12 protein-coding genes and 1 pseudogene are annotated in these 17,696 nt (G+C 40.9%); 6 read left to right on the top strand and 7 right to left on the bottom strand.

Annotated elements, in window-relative coordinates; all coding sequences use genetic code 11:
- From yghD to ACJHWK_RS17425, 6 genes are all read left to right on the top strand, one after another.
- On the top strand, window positions 1–537 hold the full coding sequence (yghD, locus tag ACJHWK_RS17450) for a GspM family type II secretion system protein YghD (RefSeq protein WP_000942817.1): 537 nt from the start codon (window positions 1–3) through the stop codon (window positions 535–537).
- Window positions 538–1,593: 1,056 nt separating this feature from the next.
- The gene (locus tag ACJHWK_RS17445) at window positions 1,594–2,370 is read left to right on the top strand and encodes an ABC transporter permease (RefSeq protein WP_000124280.1); all 777 of its coding nucleotides are present in this window, start codon (window positions 1,594–1,596) and stop codon (window positions 2,368–2,370) included.
- Window positions 2,367–3,023 carry an ABC transporter ATP-binding protein gene (locus ACJHWK_RS17440; protein ID WP_000590228.1) on the top strand — a complete coding sequence of 219 codons (657 nt, stop codon included), beginning with the start codon at window positions 2,367–2,369 and terminating at the stop codon, window positions 3,021–3,023. The genes ACJHWK_RS17445 and ACJHWK_RS17440 overlap by 4 nt, the downstream gene beginning before the upstream one ends.
- 23 nt (window positions 3,024–3,046) lie before the next feature.
- Window positions 3,047–4,033 (top strand): galactosyltransferase-related protein, encoded by a 987-nt coding sequence (locus tag ACJHWK_RS17435; RefSeq protein ID WP_410234878.1) that lies wholly within the window; start codon window positions 3,047–3,049, stop codon window positions 4,031–4,033.
- A 21-nt stretch (window positions 4,034–4,054) separates the two neighbouring features.
- On the top strand, window positions 4,055–7,804 hold the full coding sequence (locus tag ACJHWK_RS17430; protein WP_000694258.1) for a CDP-glycerol glycerophosphotransferase family protein: 3,750 nt from the start codon (window positions 4,055–4,057) through the stop codon (window positions 7,802–7,804).
- A gap of 94 nt (window positions 7,805–7,898) precedes the next feature.
- Entirely contained in the window at window positions 7,899–8,687 is a 789-nt protein-coding gene (locus ACJHWK_RS17425) for an acyltransferase (protein ID WP_000150096.1), read from the top strand.
- 45 nt (window positions 8,688–8,732) lie between these two features.
- Here ACJHWK_RS17425 and ACJHWK_RS17420 read toward each other — a convergent pair whose 3' ends face one another.
- From ACJHWK_RS17420 to ACJHWK_RS17390, 7 genes and pseudogenes are all read right to left on the bottom strand, one after another.
- Entirely contained in the window at window positions 8,733–9,932 is a 1,200-nt protein-coding gene (locus tag ACJHWK_RS17420; protein ID WP_004018097.1) for a capsule biosynthesis protein, read from the bottom strand.
- Window positions 9,933–9,966: 34 nt separating this feature from the next.
- Window positions 9,967–11,994: a capsular polysaccharide biosynthesis protein gene (locus tag ACJHWK_RS17415; protein ID WP_004018096.1), complete on the bottom strand. Its 2,028-nt coding sequence runs from the start codon at window positions 11,992–11,994 to the stop codon at window positions 9,967–9,969.
- Window positions 11,991–12,731, bottom strand: coding sequence for a 3-deoxy-manno-octulosonate cytidylyltransferase (gene kdsB, locus ACJHWK_RS17410; RefSeq protein WP_000030755.1), 741 nt, complete (start codon window positions 12,729–12,731; stop codon window positions 11,991–11,993). The genes ACJHWK_RS17415 and kdsB overlap by 4 nt, the downstream gene beginning before the upstream one ends.
- A gap of 9 nt (window positions 12,732–12,740) precedes the next feature.
- Window positions 12,741–14,417: a polysaccharide biosynthesis/export family protein gene (locus ACJHWK_RS17405; protein ID WP_001332993.1), complete on the bottom strand. Its 1,677-nt coding sequence runs from the start codon at window positions 14,415–14,417 to the stop codon at window positions 12,741–12,743.
- Window positions 14,418–14,440: 23 nt separating this feature from the next.
- Window positions 14,441–15,589 (bottom strand): capsule polysaccharide export inner-membrane protein KpsE, encoded by a 1,149-nt coding sequence (locus tag ACJHWK_RS17400; RefSeq protein WP_000905920.1) that lies wholly within the window; start codon window positions 15,587–15,589, stop codon window positions 14,441–14,443.
- 71 nt (window positions 15,590–15,660) lie between these two features.
- The gene (locus tag ACJHWK_RS17395; RefSeq protein WP_001298261.1) at window positions 15,661–16,644 is read right to left on the bottom strand and encodes an SIS domain-containing protein; all 984 of its coding nucleotides are present in this window, start codon (window positions 16,642–16,644) and stop codon (window positions 15,661–15,663) included.
- An 810-nt stretch (window positions 16,645–17,454) separates the two neighbouring features.
- Window positions 17,455–17,637: pseudogene (locus ACJHWK_RS17390) on the bottom strand (IS110 family transposase); the annotation flags it as partial.
- Between the last annotated feature and the right edge of the window lie 59 nt (window positions 17,638–17,696).

Below are 17,696 nucleotides of genomic sequence, written 5' to 3'. Positions count from 1 at the left end.
ATGTTACGCGATAAATTTATTCACTATTTTCAGCAATGGCGTGAACGCCAGTTAAGCCGTGGCGAACACTGGCTGACACAACACCTGGCGGGACGTTCTCCGCGTGAAAAAGGCATGTTACTGGCAGCGGTAGTGTTCCTGTTTAGCGCCGGATATTACGTTCTCATCTGGCAGCCGTTGAGCGAACGGATTGAGCAACAGGAGACGATGTTGCAGCAGCTGGTGGCGATGAACGCGCGACTGAAGAGCGCCGCGCCGGATATTATTGCGGCGCGAAAATCCGGCACGACAACGCCAGCACAGGTATCGCGGGTCATCAGCGACAGTGCTTCGGCGCATTCAGTGGTCATTAAGCGAATAGCCGAGCGCGGGGAGAATATCCAGGTCTGGATAGATCCTGTGGTATTTAATGATCTGCTGAACTGGTTAAACGCACTGGATGAAAAATATGCGCTGCGGGTGACACAAATTGATGTCAGCGCAGGTGAGAAGCCTGGGATGGTGAATGTGCAGCGACTGGAGTTTGGGCGGGGGTAGGTATTGCCATTTCCTTAACCCCACCTGATAACCCTTAGCCCAATGGTGAGTGCGGAACTGTCAAACCCGCTCACCGGGCTGAGTTTCGATGTAGCAAGAATTATCTCCCTCCAGACCACCACGGAATATTCGGTAACACTGAAGGAACCTGTTTTTCACCATGTAGCCTTCGTTAATCGACACCTTTCTAAGACTGTAAAGATGCTTAAGTGTTTTGACACATTATGATTATTAATAGTTGTAATAAATCATTGAGTAACAATTGATAGGTCAAAACATATAGGATAATTCTTATGTGATCTGTATTTTGTGTAGCCTGGAAATTAGTAAAATTACTGGAGATAATCAGAAAGGGAATTTCAAATAAGCATAATAATTTCCAGGGAAACTATTCGTCGATTTTAAGAAATGTCTGCTCAGGTATATCTACTGAGGGATAATGCTGGCTGTAACGCTGGTTAAAATAAATGCACAAAATAATCAAGATGTATATTTTAATTGACGAAAATAATTACTCACGGAATTATTAATGGGGCTTAAATAACACCGTTTAAATGTGATGTAAATCACAAATGTGACTGTAAAGAGGGTGCTGTAGATATAAATAAGAAGTACATGAGTGAATTTTAAATAGGGAAATAGTTTCTCGCTAAACAATTTATTGGTAATCAATCGCATGCGTTCTGGTTTGAAACAGATTGCAGGTATTGTTACGCATAAAATCCATAGGGGGTATTATAATCAAGTAGTTAACAGTAAGAACAAAAAATAATTTCCTGAGAAATTAACTCTACATTCTAAAACGGCCAGTTTTCTGAAATTACCAGAAGACCGAATACATTCATGCCTGAAGAATGGATTAGAAGAAACGAGACGGAAATAGATCTATTTATCCCTGCGGAAATAATTTCTGCTGAAATTTTTTGCGGCTATTAAAAAGGTCAAACCGTCTGAGTAAATTTTATCCAGTTACAAATAAGCATTACCTCCAGTGTATTGGTAGCTGTTAAGCCAAGGGCGGTAGCGTACCTGAAGAGATTAGGATCACATCATCAAATGGCAAGAAGTGGATTTGAAGTCCAGAAAGTCACCGTAGAGGCATTGTTTCTACGAGAAATACGAACACGCTTTGGTAAGTTCCGTCTGGGATATCTGTGGGCGATTCTCGAACCCTCTGCGCATTTGCTGATACTGTTGGGCATTTTTGGTTACATTATGCACCGCACGATGCCAGACATCTCATTCCCGGTGTTTTTACTTAATGGCCTGATTCCCTTTTTTATCTTTAGCAGTATCAGCAAACGTTCTATTGGTGCTATTGAAGCGAACCAGGGGTTGTTTAATTATCGACCAGTAAAACCCATCGATACGATCATTGCACGAGCACTGCTTGAGACACTGATTTACGTTGCTGTCTATATATTGCTTATGCTTATCGTCTGGATGGCAGGTGAATATTTCGAAATTACAAATCTTTTACAACTTGTGCTCACCTGGAGTTTGTTAATCATTCTTTCATGTGGCGTCGGCTTAATATTCATGGTCGTTGGTAAGACTTTCCCTGAAATGCAAAAGGTCCTGCCGATACTGCTTAAGCCGCTGTATTTCCTCTCCTGCATCATGTTCCCTTTACACTCGATTCCAAAGCAATACTGGTCATATCTACTCTGGAACCCATTAGTGCATGTCGTAGAGTTAAGCCGCGAGGCTGTTATGCCTGGCTATATCAGCGAAGGCGTGAGTCTGAACTACCTTGCAATGTTCACTCTGGTCACCCTGTTCATCGGTCTGGCTTTATACCGAACGCGTGAAGAGGCAATGCTGACATCATGATTAAGATTGAAAATTTGACGAAGTCATATCGCACGCCAGCGGGTCGACATTATGTCTTTAAGGATTTAAATATTGAAATCCCTTCAGGAAAAAGTGTTGCCTTTATTGGTCGCAACGGAGCGGGTAAATCAACGTTACTGAGAATGATTGGCGGCATTGACCGCCCCGACAGTGGAAAGATCATCACTAATAAAACAATATCATGGCCAGTCGGCCTTGCAGGTGGATTTCAGGGAAGTTTAACCGGACGCGAAAACGTAAAATTTGTTGCCCGATTATACGCGAAGCAAGAAGAACTAAAAGAGAAAATTGAGTTTGTCGAAGAATTTGCCGAACTCGGTAAGTACTTTGATATGCCGATTAAAACTTACTCATCCGGTATGCGATCGCGTTTAGGCTTTGGTTTAAGTATGGCATTTAAGTTTGATTATTATATCGTCGATGAAGTAACCGCAGTCGGTGATGCCAGGTTTAAAGAAAAATGCGCTCAATTGTTTAAAGAAAGGCATAAAGAGTCTAGTTTTTTAATGGTGTCGCATAGCTTGAATATTCTTCATGATTTCTGTGATGCTGCATTGTACTTAGGAAAAAATAATCAGATATGGTATTTTAATTCTATTAATGACGCAATTAAAAACTATATTAATGAGTGAAAAGGTTAGGGTTTGAAATTAAAATGCTTACAGCCATTATCCCTGTTGATTTAAAAAGAAGGCCAAATGACATAATTAAAAAATCAATATTTATGTCAAAAATGGCACAAGAGAGAAATATTAAAATAGTTTTCGGGCATAATAATAGATTTACAAAGTATGATTATAAAATAGTTAAGGAGTTACAAAAATATAATAATGTTAAGATAAACTCATTAACTAATCGTTCTGATTCAATTAATCCATCCTTATTACGTAATTTTGCTTTCGATTTTGTTGATACTGAATATATTATATTACTTGATGTCGATATTTATCCAGACTTTGAATTGTTTGAAAAATATAAAAATAAAATAAAAAAAAATATAAACCCATTTTATGTCATCCCTTGTTTATATTTGACTAAGTACGGCTCGGAGTCTTTAAAAAAAAATCGCTCTATTGATTCAATTAAAAATAAATATTTTGGGTTTTCCAGGAAGGAGTTTTTACATTTGGCTAACCCATCTTCTATAACAATTCTACAATCAAACGCCTTTAAAAAAATTAATGGTTTTGATGAGTCTTTCAATGGTCATGGATATGAAGATTTTGATTTTCTTGTGAGGCTATACCTACATTATTTTATGTTAGAAAAACCCATTGATTTTTTATTAGATGTACCTTCACGATCACCTTTATTTGTAACAGGTTTTAGAAAATACTTGGGAAGACATTGTTTAGATATCTTATTAGATAAAGATATTGCTTTTCATTTATATCATGAGAAGGATAACAACGACGCATATTATACTAAAAGAAAGGATAACTATAATATTTTTGTAAAAAAACACAAGTATAATATTTCTACAAAAAAATATATTGATGAAACTTTAATAACATTATTTATTTCACGGTGTTATGAAAGGGGACTTAAAATACAAGACTATAGTGTATATTTTGAAAATAAACCTGGGCATATTGATAGATTTGACACATTAAAAAAACGAATAAGGTTTTTGTTACACTAATAGTACAACCAAGGATATTTTATGAAAATCAAAAAAATAAAAAAACTTTTAAGAGATCCTAAAGCTTTCATTAGAGACTCAAAATATATTAAGATAATGCATAAAAAAAATAAAAACGATATCGGTTTTATTGTAATTTCTGAAAATCATGAGCTTGCTATAAAGTCAATTAATAGTATATCTGCGGCAAATAAGTTTGCGTCAACATCATCACCGTATGTTTCTATAATTACACATGATATACAGTTAATTGCAAAATCAATTAAAAAAGCAGTGTCTAATATTGGTTCTACATATGTAAAATTATTGGTAGATGGCGATGAAATAAAAAAAGACTTTATTTTTAATTTTATTAATTACGATGCTGGATTATCTACACATGAGATTATACAACATTCTTATACAAATGCATCAGGTGCTAATACAATAGATAATTTAATATTAAATATAAAAGGTTCTTCAAGTGCTAATGGGGTTGATAACAAAGAATATCTTCTTCCTTTACTTTCTTGCCTGATTTTCAAGTCGGATTTATTGTTGAGGACAAAAGTGTTGTCTTTATATGATAGTCAATCAAGTGAGATAACAAATGTATTGAAAATATTTAATGAGTGTGATGGTCTTGAACGGGCATTATTCATTGATAATATTTTCTGTTACAACTCATCTTTAATAAAGCTTGAAGAAAAATTTGTAAAAATAACAAAGGATAGCAATGCCTTTATATGTTTTCTTTCACAAATAGAAAGTATGAAAATAAATGAAAAATCGGCATTTTTAAAAAAAACGATTATTTATGCGATGCATAATTTATTTTTAATCATTCTTAGAAATAAAAAAACAGATGAACTATTATCCGAAAAAGAAAAAATAATAATAAAAGAAAAGCTTATTAATATTTTGACGTCAATAGGAGATGAATCTTTAAGGGCTTTTTCTGCAAAAAATTATAATCATGTACATAAAATAGGATATCTAAAATTAATTGGAATAGTAGCGGAAAAAGAACTTTGCTATATAGAGGATGTTAATAGTTCAAAAAATAGTATAAAATTAAAAATTGCATCACAGTTCGATACATTACCCAAGTTAACTTTAAATAAGAAAATTGTAATACCTTTCACAGCCAAGATAAAAGAGCTTACAATTTTTGATATAAACTTTGCATATGAAATATATTTGTGGTTTGGATTTAAATCCCAACACCAAGAATTATCTATAAAAAATAATATTAAAACTGAAATAATAGCATTGGGAAAACGCTTTGATAAGCTAAAACTAGAGACTGCAATTAATAGTTTTGAACGAAAAAATAAAATAACAAACATGCTACCGATCAAAACAAAGCTGTTAAGATATGTGTCCACATTACCATTTGTTGCAAAAAAATTTGAAAAAGCATGGCTATTTATTGATAACGAAATAAGAGCAGATGATAATGCGGAGCATTTTTATCGTTATGTTTCAAAGGTTCATCCTAAGGGAAAAATATATTTTCTTTTAAATAAAAAATCTGCCGATTGGAAACGGCTTAAAAATGATGGCTTTAAATTAATTAAGTTCGGAGGTTTCTTTCATAGAGTTTTATTAATAAACTCTCAATATCTTCTTTCATCTCATGCTAATCCAGCTATCGTAAATTATCTTCCGCGAAATCATTATTCCGATATAATGAAATACAAATTTGTATTTCTCCAGCATGGTATTACTAAAGATGATCAATCAGAATGGTTGAATAGCCGTAAAATAGATTATCTTGTTACCGCATCGACGTATGAATATGAAGATATATCAAGAAGAGGTCGATACCGATATACAACGCAAGAAACAGTACTAACAGGGTTCCCTAGATATGATAATTTAGTTAAAAATACTATATCTAAAAAACAAATCTTAATTATGCCTACCTGGAGGAAAGATCTTGCTGGAGAGCTTCAGAAAAAAAGTAGTAAACGTGTAAAAAATCCACAATTTAGTAATTCCATTTTTTGTGAGATGTGGGGTGGTTTTTTAAGATCTGACAATCTAAAGAAAGCATGTTTCGATAAAGGATATACTGTAATTTTTTATCCCCACCCTAATCTTGTTGATTATATTGAGGATTTGAATATACCTGATTATATAAAAATAGGTGATTTATCTACAGGAAGCATTCAAACTGCTTTTAAAGATGCTGATTTGCTTATAACAGATTATTCATCTGTAGCATTTGATATCGCTTATATGAAAAAGCCTATTATATACTTTCAATTTGATAGTGATACTTTTTTTGCCAGTCATTCTTATTCAAAAGGGTATTTCGATTATTATAAACTTGGTTTTGGACCAGTAGTTAAAGACATTGAGATGTTAAATACACAATTATTGTCCATATTAGATAGTAATTGTGTTATATCTCCATATTATGAAGAGCGGATAGACAATTTTTTCCCTTATAATGATCGTGACAATTCCTCTCGCCTATATGAAATATTGAGTCACGCAATAACACAATCTTATGATGTTAATACGCTGTTGGATTATCTACATTTATTTACGCATCAACTTGACATAAATAGTATTATATTTATATTTAACACATTTAGTGTGGAGTTGAACAGTATACCTACCAATTATCATGAGCGTTTACTTGGTATATTTGAAGGATTGGATTTTATTAATATTGAGATTGAGTGCTCTGAGTTTACTAAGGAAATAACGTCACTTTCAAATTCATTGTCTATAAGAATTGCACCAAAAGAAAACCTCAAGAAATTTAATGTTGGTGATGATTTATCCTGCTATTCTAATTGGATAGGTAGAAAACAAGAAAAACTGATGCGTGCTTTTCAGTCTCCAGAAAACAGCCGATTAATAAATTATATAAATAGTATTAAAATATTCTTATCAAATTATACCAAACATGCTTATTCACAGGCGGTTTTGATTTATGAGAAAGAGTTACTTAGTTACAAAATACCATTAAGCTCGCGAATTACAAAAATTTACATTATATCATTAGTTCGAAGTGATAAAATTAATGCGGCTATTAATATTATAAAAAAAACACAGTTAGATAACATAGATAAGCATAAAATTCTTATGGAGCTTTATGATTATCATGCTCCCATTCATAAATCTGCTTTGGATATAGAATGTTTAATGCCTACAGATAATGGAAAAAAAGAAGCTTTGGAAGCCTTCTTAACATTGAGTAAAACAATTCCAAATGATTTTTATTTGAACTTTAATAATGTAAATGAAATGCCATATATGGTGTTGGAGTATTATCTCAATAATCTATACTATAAAAAACAATATGCGGATTTTTATTCTGCGCTCAACAGAACGACAAATAAAGAGCACTATCTGGATTCAATAGAAAATACTTATAGATATTTAACTACTGTTTTCAAATTATTAGGAATTGATGTTTTCATAAAAGAGTTATTCCATAAGTATGGAAAAGAAAATCTTGTGAAATCTTTAGATGAATTATTCATAAAAAATAATAATTCCGATGTGGATGTTTTTTATAAAATAATAGAGGGTTTAATTTCTGAAGAGCTATTTTCATTTTCATGTGCTGAATTATATGGTTACATTTTATTTTTCTCACAAAAAAAACGTCGTGGATTGGCAAAAAAATTAACAATTTTGGCATTTGCTAAAAGTCATCAAGATTATTATATTGAAGATATGCATTGGAATGGTAAAAATGATTATAAAACTTTACTCAGAGCTGTCTCAGAATTTAATGAGATAATGCTTGATTTAGAACGCATGAATTGAGTTTCAAACATTTCCTAATGCTTTTCCTGAACCACCTCTCAGGAGGTGGTTTTTGCTCATCAACTAAAATAATATAGTAATTTGGAGAATAAATGTGACTCATGTAAGTTTTCAAAATATCAACGGCTATATAGATGACATTCGTTATTGTGTCGCTAATTTTGATATTGAGCTGGGTAATTATAATATGTTTACACCAAGTCAACTTAAAATGAAGGGGGATAATACTAATAAAATTTATCTTAAGGGTAATAAAGTTCCAGATGGAATAGATCTGATTTTTACAGAAAAGGCCAAAAACTGTAATGTTTTTATTGATGATGGTGTTACAGCCAAATCAAGCAAAATATCATTAAAAAATGATAATAACTTTCTTTATTTAGGTAAAAATACGGCACTTAATAAAGTTAACGCAGTTTTGTTAGGTCGTGGCGATTTTATTATTGTTGGTGAAGGTATATCCATAACATCAAACAATATTTGGAGTACTGGTTATAATTCAGGAAAACCTAATAATGGCCTAATTATCGGCGATCATTGTCTTATAGCATCGGAAGTGATCATTCGGCCAGCTGATGGGCATTTAGTCATTGATATAGAAACTGAACAGCAATTGAATATATCTCATAGACCAATTATTATTGAACCTTATTGTTGGATTTCACAACGAGTATCTATTCTAAAAAATGTTCGCGTAGGTGCCTGTTCTATTATTTCTTTAGGTTCAGTTGTGACAAAATCTTGTGAAAAATTTAGCTCGCTTTATGGCGTCCCAGCAAAACCTATTCCATTAGATGGGAAAATGTGGCTACGAGGTCCTGGAAAGGAAGCAAAATTAATTCAACAGTATTATAAAGAAAGGTTTTATAATAAAAACAACTAATTGTACTATTACATGTATATTTATATATTGTTTGTATATATGTTATTAATAAATTTTAAACAAATGTATGAGTGTGCAATAATAAACCGCATTAACCTGGGTCTTCATCAATAAATACCCCCGAAACTTCTTAAACAGTTTCATATCCGGTTTAAAATCGGCCTGCCAGAACTGGTGCAAATGCCCTTGATACGTCAAGCCTTTGATGTCGTACAGGGCATTGCCCATCACTTTGAGTGGTTTGTTATGAATCAGTGCAGAGATCCCCGCCGTACTGTTAATCGTCACCACCGCTTTTGCGTGGCGTAATAATTCCGGCATCGGGAGATCGTGCACATAAATGACTCGCTCACCTAAGCCATATTCCTTACTTAGCCGCTTAATTAATGGTCGATAGAGTCTGTGACCACGATCCATCGGATGATGTTTGATCACCAAATAGCTTTCTTTCGGCGCTTTACGCGAAAATGAGTACATGACTTCATTAATATAGTCACGCACATCGTTATAATTGCTGTGGTTACGAATCTGACTATCGTTATATACCTGCAAAACGGCAAGATAATAACGCTGGTCCAACTCGTTCATTAACCTCGGCAATACCTTACGCTGTGTTACCTTGTAAAGTTGCTTGCGCCAGTATGCACGAACCCAGCAACGAGCCTCATACCAGGGGGAAAACGATTTATGGTGGCGGTAGCGAGGGAACTCATGGCGGTAATGCCAGCCCATCAGGTAATACCACATCGCATGACCTATACGTTTCATCGTTGAAGGTTTTAAGTTCTCAACGTGCGGCGTAGGCATATCTGGTAACTTACGATAAAAATCCGGATCGCGCGGTAGCGATGAATATGCGTTTACTCCGCCTTCTTCAACGGTAATAAATTGCGGGCGTAAATATCCTTCCTCAAATGCCAGAAAGCGGATCCCTTTCGACTTTGCCCACCGTTTTGCTTCTTTGTGCAATGGGCGGCAGTCACCAAAGCAGAGGATGGTATCAAAGTCATATTGCCGGTGGAGATCCCGTAACCATCCGGGGAACTCTTTCGGCGTTTGGTAGTAAGCCAGGTATTGTCGATGGCGGCAGTAAAAACGATCCCCACCGTTGAATACAACGTTCACAGCGTTACGGCCTAATGACTCTAACCATTCGGCGACGTTATTGAAAAAAGGTCCCATCGGCCCCTGCAATAGCAGATATTTTTTACCGGATAATAAAACGGTTAGTGCATTACCTTGCATAAATAATTTGCGTAATAGTCAACTATGAAATTGTTTAGCCAAATCTGACCTTGCAGAACATAATTAATTTGCGGTAATAGCGTATTACCCGCCCCGCTTTTTTTCGGGTAATAAACATCGGCTTGCGCGGCGTCTTGATTAAATATTCCGCAGCTTCTTCTACCGTAATAGGTTGTAGCCGTGTTGGGTGGATATAGGTTGGATAAACAATCAACGCCTGATAGATCAAATCTGCTAACGTTAATTTTTGCTCGCGGCGCGGGCAGTGATGTTCATCGACGGTTAAACCCCAACCGGCATAGAAGGGCAGGCCGTAACAATGTACGCGCTTGCCATGTAATAATGCTTCAAACCCCGACAGCGACGTTATGGTATGCACTTCATCTGCGCGCTGAATGCATTGAATAATATCTGCGTCCAGTGCCTGATAATCAGCAAGTTCAGCAATCTGTTCTGCCGGAATATCGCCCTTGCGATTCCCCACTAATACATCCGGGTGCGGTTTATAAATAATGTAGGCGTGCGGATTGCGCTCGCGTACTGTGCGTAATAACTCAAGGTTGCTCTTAATCGAGACAGTGCCTGTTTTAATAGAGGCATCGTCCTCTACCTGACCTGGCACCAGGATAACTTTTTTATCTTTGGCTTCGGCTGGTAGAGAGAAATCGGCTCCCAGGTTGTACTTACTCAGTTTGCTTTCAACCAGTCGCTGGCGTAATTTTTCAGCTCGCATCTTCTGCGCCAGCGTTAGCTGGCTATGATTCAGCAGCACTTCCAGATCGCTGGGGCGCGTGGCGTCATAGTAAATACCGCGTTTATCCAGCACCAGCGATAGCGGCGGCAGCAGGTCAGAGCCAAGTCCGGATGAACGCAGAAAACCATCTTCCATTCGCCATAACGGCAGTGATTTTCGCTGCGCTTCGGCTCGCCATTGCTGTTCTCCCTTTACACCCCATACCACGCAGGCGCTCGCCGCAGTACAGCGACGTGAAAAACTCAGCCGGTTTGTTGCCGTTTGCAAGAAAGGTTTCAGGATCGCTGACTTCCACAGCGTTAAGCCTGGCGCCCATAAATAACCATTACGCTGCTGCTGATGGTTGCGCTGTAATTGCAGCCATTGCAGCACGGTAAATAGATCGCTTACTTCTCCCGTTTGCGGATCGATATAGCGACAGTAACGCAGGTATGCAGCGGCAAAAAGTTCCTCCAGCGTGGCAGAACCGCGTCGGGCAGATAACAAAGCGGACTGCGGATGACGATCGTCGGTTAAGCCCCAACCTGCATACCAGGGCTGGCCGAAACATGTTACTGGTTTTCCTGCCAGCAAGGCTTCAAAGCCGTACTGGGAGGTCACGACGTAAACCCGGGAAACGTGTCGCAACAGCGACTGCGGGCTGACATTCTCGGCAATTAAACGTACTCGTTGCGTGGCGCGCAGATCGGCGAAATAACCTGTTTTCTTTCCTTCCAGTACATCTGGGTGCACCTTCACCCAAATTTCGGCTTGAGGATTTTCCGCCATCGCGGCTTCCAGCATGGCAGCAAACTCATGCGGGCCAGCATTGCCATACGTCACTGACATATCATTAAATGTCTGATCGACAACCAGAACGATGTTTGTACGTTCTGACTCATCAGCCACAAACGCAGGCGCCAGATTATATTTCGACATATCCCCGGTCACGATGGTGTGCATCGCTTCTCTGGCCTGGCTTATCAGAGCTGTATTTCCGGCTTTATCCTGTACCAGTTTCTCCAGCGCCGAAGGCTTGCTGGCATCGTAGTAAATGCCACAATCATCCACCACCAGAGAAAGCGGCGGCTCGCCATTGACGCCAAGATCCAGCGAACGCACAAATCCATCTTCCAGACGAATGACGGGTTTTCCCGCTGCTTTGGCGATGGCGACTGGTTTCGCCGCGCTGGGACGATGTCCCCACACGGCGATAGCATTAACTTCTTGCGGAACAGGGCGCAGCAGAGAAAGTTTCTGGCACGGTTGCGCCAGAAATTTCTCCAGATGCGGAATACGCCAGATGCCAGGCGAGTAAATGCCAATCATGCGTTTTCAGCCAGTTCCTGTGCCATCAGGGCGCGCACTTTTTCCAGGCATGCTGGGGTGTCGACGCCCGGACCGGTTGCGGCAACCTCAAATGTGCGGATGTTGATCCCTGCGCTCATCAACCGCAGCTGCTCCAGTGATTCTGCCTGCTCTGGCATGGACTCCGGTAACTGGCTGTAGTTTTGCAGCACATCGCGACGATAAGCGTAAATACCGACGTGTTTCAGGTAGCGCGCTTTTTCAGCATTTCGCGGATACGGAATAGGCGAACGGCTGAAATAAAGCGCATCCTGGTGGGTATTTACCACCACTTTTACCGTGCTTGGCTCGGTCGCTTCTTCGGCAGAAATCGCGTGGCATAGCGTTGCCACTGGCAACGCGGGGTCATCACGCATTCCTTGTAACAGCGTATCTACATCCCGCGGGCGAATCATTGGTTCGTCGCCCTGCAGGTTAATGTAGATATCTGCCTCGACTTTATGCATCACCTCGACCAGCCGATCGGTGCCGGATTCATGATCGTTGCGCGTCATGATGGCTTTCCCGCCAAATGCCTGCACGGCCTTTTCAACACGCTGATCGTCTGTTGCCACCCAAACTTCCGCAACGCCCGCCACCTGTAACGCACGCTCGTAAACATGCTGGATCATCGGTTTACCAACAATATCGAGCAGTGGCTTACCCGGCAGGCGCGATGAGCCATAACGAGCCGGAATGACAATAACTGCTTTGCTCATTTCAACTCCTTACAAAGACAGAATCACTTTTGCACCCACCGCCAGCTGATAGAGGATGGTGGAAATACCACGGGTAACTTCAATGTTTTTCGATTCATATTTCGGCAGAACCATAATCTCATCGCCCGGTTTGAGTGAATCCACATCTTCTGCGTTGACGGCAGCACCGTTCTGACGAATGACGATAATTCTGGCGTTACCCGATTTCTGCGTCAGGCCACCACATTTCTCGATGTAATCCTCGGTGGTCATACCCTTCTGCCAGCTCACCGCGTTCGGGAACAGCACTTCGCCATGAACCATAACCAGCGATGTTTTCTCCGGAATATTGATGACGTCGCCATCTTCAAGCAGAACAGAATCAATATTGGATTCGTTGAGGATCACTTCACCTTTCGGAACTACGGTGCGTGCTTTCGCCACAAAGCGGCTGATCAGTTGCGCTTCCTGCATTCGCAGGCTGGCTTCTTCTTTGGTGGAGGACTGGGCAGAAAGTGATGCTTCCTCCAGTTTTTGCAGCGAGAGATTCAGCATCTCTTTCTGACGCTGAGCTACTGATGGGCGATAAAGCTGAACCGCGTTCATCTGCGACATGCTGTTCGGGCGGACTTTTTCCAGAACCGCACGCATAGTGGAACCATAAGGCAGTACCATGGCATGTTCACCGGAGTGTGCGCCTTCAACCCGCACCTGAATGGTGCCGGCATAGCGGTCAGTGCTCACGATTAAGGTATCGCCATTTTGCAACATACGGCCTGGCGCAGAACTGATCGGATAGTATTCGCTGCGTTTTTGCAGCCCCTGTTTACGCATAATCGTAATGTGAGTCGCGCCAGGCTTAGGGCGCGCCCAGCTCAACGCTTCCGTTACGGGAATGCTGCTTTCGCGGAACTCAAAGTCGTAGCTGTTAAAGACATCGCCCTGAACGCTGAAAGTATGCTGACGCGGCCCGACGATGATGGTGTCACCATCGGCGAACTGCGAAAGCCCCAGTTTGCCGTTCAGCAGGAAGTCGTACAGGTTGACGTTGGAGCGCACGCGGTTACCGCGCTTGACCACAATATCAACGTAACTTCCGCGCTCTGGATCAACGCCGCCAGCCTTGATCAGATAATTGAGTAACGAATCAGACGTCACACCGCCATACAGACCAGGATTACGCACAAATCCGGTCACGTACACTTTTACTGGCTGCGCCTGTAATAAGGAGGCGTAGACGTTGACGTTGGACTGGTATACTTCCTTCACTTTGGATGTGACCAGGGCATTTAACTGACTATTACTGACGCCAGCAACTTTCACCGGACCAACGTTCGGCAGGAAAATATTACCTTTAGGATCAATCTGTAACGCACCATCAAAGGTGAACGCACCCCATAAGCGGACCTGAATGCTATCGCCCGGATTCAGAATATAATCAGGGTTGAATCCTACCGTCGCACCGCTATCCGCGCTGGTGCCGTTGAAAAGTTGAGCACCAAACATACGGCTCATGACCACCGGCGGTGCGGGCGGCGGGGTATTGTCGAAGCCGCTCATGTTTTGCGTATCCGACTGTTGCCCGTTCAGAATACCGGTAAGCGGCGCGGCTCCTGTCAGGTTTGGGTCAGCGTTAATATCAATGGCCGCGCTGGCCTGCGCCGCGTGACAGGCGGCAATCAGTAAAATTGATTTAAATAATTTCATCACAAACTCATTCAGCGACAGCGTTAGTCTCGGTGATCTTCAATAACAGCCAGCAACAGTTTCAGGGTGCCGAACAGCAGGCAGCACACCAGTAACCAGCAGGCGATCAAATAAGGGATATTTGGAAAAGAGGATTCCTGCGGCAACTGTGGCGAACTGATCACTGACAGCACCTTGAGCTTACGAGCCGCTTCTACACGGGTCTTTTCAATGGAGGTCAGGGTCAGTTTGTACAGCTCGGTGTTGAACTCTACTTTTGATTTGATTTCTTCAAAATCCACCGCCATACGGTTTAGCTTGTCACCCTGCGGCGCTGTGATTTTGCTTTTTTCTTCGTCAATTTGTGCCTGCAATGACTGAATCGCATTACGCGCACTCACAACTTGCGGGGCGTCCTCACGCAGATACGTCAGCAAGTTCCGCAGGTCCGCTTCCATCTGGATCTTCTGGCCCATCAGCGTATTCACTAACGTGCTCGCCGCCTGTGCCTGTGCCTGTGGATCCAGAACGTTGTTGTTGTCCTGATAAGAGAGCAATTCCGCTTTGCTGGCGTCCAGACGCTGGCGTGCCTTTTCCATCTCCGTTTCTGCAAAGGCAAGCTGGTCACGCGCGATGCGATGTGACATCTCATTGATAAAGCGCTCTGACTCTTTCAGCACGGTCTGGTTAAACTTAAGCGCAAACTCCGGGCTAAAGCCCTGCGTCTGAATATTCAGTAATCCGGTTTTATCGTCATACGAGACGTTGATACGGTCCTTGTAGTACTTCAGGAAGCCTTCTGCGGTTTCATCCTTGCTAAGATGATTAAGAAAATCGAGCCCGCTGTGGCTAAACGCTTCACGAAAATTTAGTTGCTTATCCAGCGCCGCCAGCATATCCGGCGAGTTGATGTACTCTTTCAGATACAACGCATCTTCTGCGGAACTGGGGTTAGAGGCACCCAGAAGCAGACCAAAATTCAGGCTGCCGCTGTTTAAATCATCCGAGCGTTTAATGGCGACTTTCGACTCGCTCATATAGCGAGGCTGGCTGAAGATAGCCAGATAGATCAGCAGCACCGCCATCGGTGCCAGAATGATGATTTTCGCCAGGTGTTTTTGGATATCTGCCAGTGAGATGGCAGACAGACGAGCACGCATCCAGGATACGGCAGACTTCACTTTTATCAACATGTAACGATTATCAAAGTTTCAGTGGGGCGCAAACTCAATGAGAGACTAACCTCTCGAACCCCGTTGCTTAATTAGTCGAAAATGCGCACAAGGCCAGTGACTTTATTTGCCTTGTTGGTCACCAATAACGTTGAGACGCGGTGCTTTTGCATTTTTTCTTCCGCTTCAATGATCATGGTGTCTTCCGGTAGCGTCAGCGGTTCACGTGTCATCATCTGCGCAGCCGTAGCGGATGTCAGAGAATCCTCTTTTTCCATAAAGCGACGCAGGTCACCGTCGGTGATAATGCCCGCTAGCCCACCTTCTGCGTCTTCTACCATCACCATTCCCTGGCATCCGCTGGTGATACGTTGAATCACGGTTTTAAATGACGCATCCAGCTGTACCGCAGGAACATCATGCTGCATGACATCAGCAACGCGGGTCAGCAGGCGACGACCTAATGAACCGCCCGGGTGATAGCGCGCAAAATCATTCGGCATAAATTTGCGTTGGTGGATCATGGCAATCGCCAGCGCATCGCCGATCGCCATCGTCAGCGTGGTAGACGTTGTTGGTGCAAGATTATTCGGGCAGGTTTCATTCGCCATGTGGAGTTCCAGCACGGCATCAGCATTTTTCGCCAGCGTGGAATTTCCATTATTGGTAATGGCGATAATTCGGTTGCCGAAATTTTTCAGTGAAGGAACTAGCTTGAGGATTTCATCCGTTTCACCGCTGGCAGAAATAAGGATCAGAAGATCGTAAGGCGTAATCATGCCCAGATCGCCATGGAAAGCTTCTGCAGGATGAATAAAGAAACTAGGCGTACCCGTAGAGGCCAGCGTCGCTGACATTTTACGACCGACATGCCCTGATTTACCCATTCCCGAAAGAATAACGTGCCCTTTACAGTTCATTATCAAATTAAGGACACGCTGGTACTGCCCGGAATCCAGTTGTTTAGACAAGTTTTGTAATGCTGCGCCTTGTTCTGCCAGAGTCTGGCGAACAGAGGTAATTAGATATGGATCGATAGTACTGCTCTGGTCATCAGGTAAATGTCTTTCAGACATATCAGCTCCTTTGCACGGAAATAATGCCACAGTCACAACAAACCCGAACCCACTATAATTTATTTATGCTAAATCAATGGGTTGTAACAAAGTTTTTAATGAATATAAAACCATGGTCAGTCCATGCTTATATGCAGGACTTATCACCTTCTTATTAAGTCGCAATGTCTCATGGAGGTGCGAAGATGCTGCAATATTACAGGCGAGAAGGGGAACCAAATTTTGCCCACCTATTTAACACACACCTACATTATGAACAAGGAATTTAGGATTTTTATCATTTATTAAAATGTTTCCTACTTGACTATTAAACCAAAAAACAATTTATCAATTGATTATTTCCTTGTAAAAAAAGAACGTATGACCATGTTATTAATAAATAAAACACGTAAATAATGGTGATGTTGTTTTGTGATTAACTATTTAAGAGCGGCATAATAAACAGGTTGACAATTTCTATGTAAAGAAGAGGAAAATAATAAAATTTTAGCGGTGACTATTGAATGATATGATAGTTGTGATGTTGATTATTTCTGGTAATGAATGCGGAATTAAATCTGGCCGGATTGTATTTTTGCTATATCTGTTTTTCAGGAGATTATTATTAAATAGAAAAATAACAGTGGTGATTATCTCCGGTTGAGCTGGAGTCACGTATGCCAGCGAGTGCTTTCTTCCGGGCCTTCCTTCACTTCAGATAAAGAGCCTATGGAAAAGAGGCAATCATCAGGCTCTTTTTGAGTCATATGCGCCGATAATCAACTGTCTTGAACGTAAAAATTATGGAGCAACATGATGCTACGATTCATTTCACTCTTCGTTCTTTCTGAGCATTGCGTTCAGGATGGTCAGCAATTTACGCATACAGTCAACCAGCGCCACTTTTTTGGTTTTTCCGGCTGCTGGCAGATGCATGTAAAACGCCTTTATCACCGGATTAAACCAGGTTACCACAAGCGCTGCCATGTGCAGGGCTGCTCTTGCCTCCGTACGCGCACTGGCGTCGTTCGGCCAGCAGATATGTGTGGGATAACAGGGATGTTATGTGAACT

Origin of the sequence: Escherichia sp. WS547 (genome assembly GCF_046486065.1) — a bacterium.
GTDB classification, from domain to species: Bacteria; Pseudomonadota; Gammaproteobacteria; order Enterobacterales; family Enterobacteriaceae; genus Escherichia; species Escherichia coli.
This window is presented reverse-complemented; position numbering and strand designations above follow the sequence as displayed.

Coding starts and splice junctions, on each gene's coding strand:
- yghD (WP_000942817.1), top strand. CDS start 1: ATGTTACGCGATAAATTTATTCACTATTTTCAGCAATGGCGTGAACGC.
- ACJHWK_RS17445 (WP_000124280.1), top strand. CDS start 1,594: ATGGCAAGAAGTGGATTTGAAGTCCAGAAAGTCACCGTAGAGGCATTG.
- ACJHWK_RS17440 (WP_000590228.1), top strand. CDS start 2,367: ATGATTAAGATTGAAAATTTGACGAAGTCATATCGCACGCCAGCGGGT.
- ACJHWK_RS17435 (WP_410234878.1), top strand. CDS start 3,047: ATGCTTACAGCCATTATCCCTGTTGATTTAAAAAGAAGGCCAAATGAC.
- ACJHWK_RS17430 (WP_000694258.1), top strand. CDS start 4,055: ATGAAAATCAAAAAAATAAAAAAACTTTTAAGAGATCCTAAAGCTTTC.
- ACJHWK_RS17420 (WP_004018097.1), bottom strand. CDS start 9,932: ATGCAAGGTAATGCACTAACCGTTTTATTATCCGGTAAAAAATATCTG.
- ACJHWK_RS17415 (WP_004018096.1), bottom strand. CDS start 11,994: ATGATTGGCATTTACTCGCCTGGCATCTGGCGTATTCCGCATCTGGAG.
- kdsB (WP_000030755.1), bottom strand. CDS start 12,731: ATGAGCAAAGCAGTTATTGTCATTCCGGCTCGTTATGGCTCATCGCGC.
- ACJHWK_RS17405 (WP_001332993.1), bottom strand. CDS start 14,417: ATGAAATTATTTAAATCAATTTTACTGATTGCCGCCTGTCACGCGGCG.
- ACJHWK_RS17400 (WP_000905920.1), bottom strand. CDS start 15,589: ATGTTGATAAAAGTGAAGTCTGCCGTATCCTGGATGCGTGCTCGTCTG.
- ACJHWK_RS17395 (WP_001298261.1), bottom strand. CDS start 16,644: ATGTCTGAAAGACATTTACCTGATGACCAGAGCAGTACTATCGATCCA.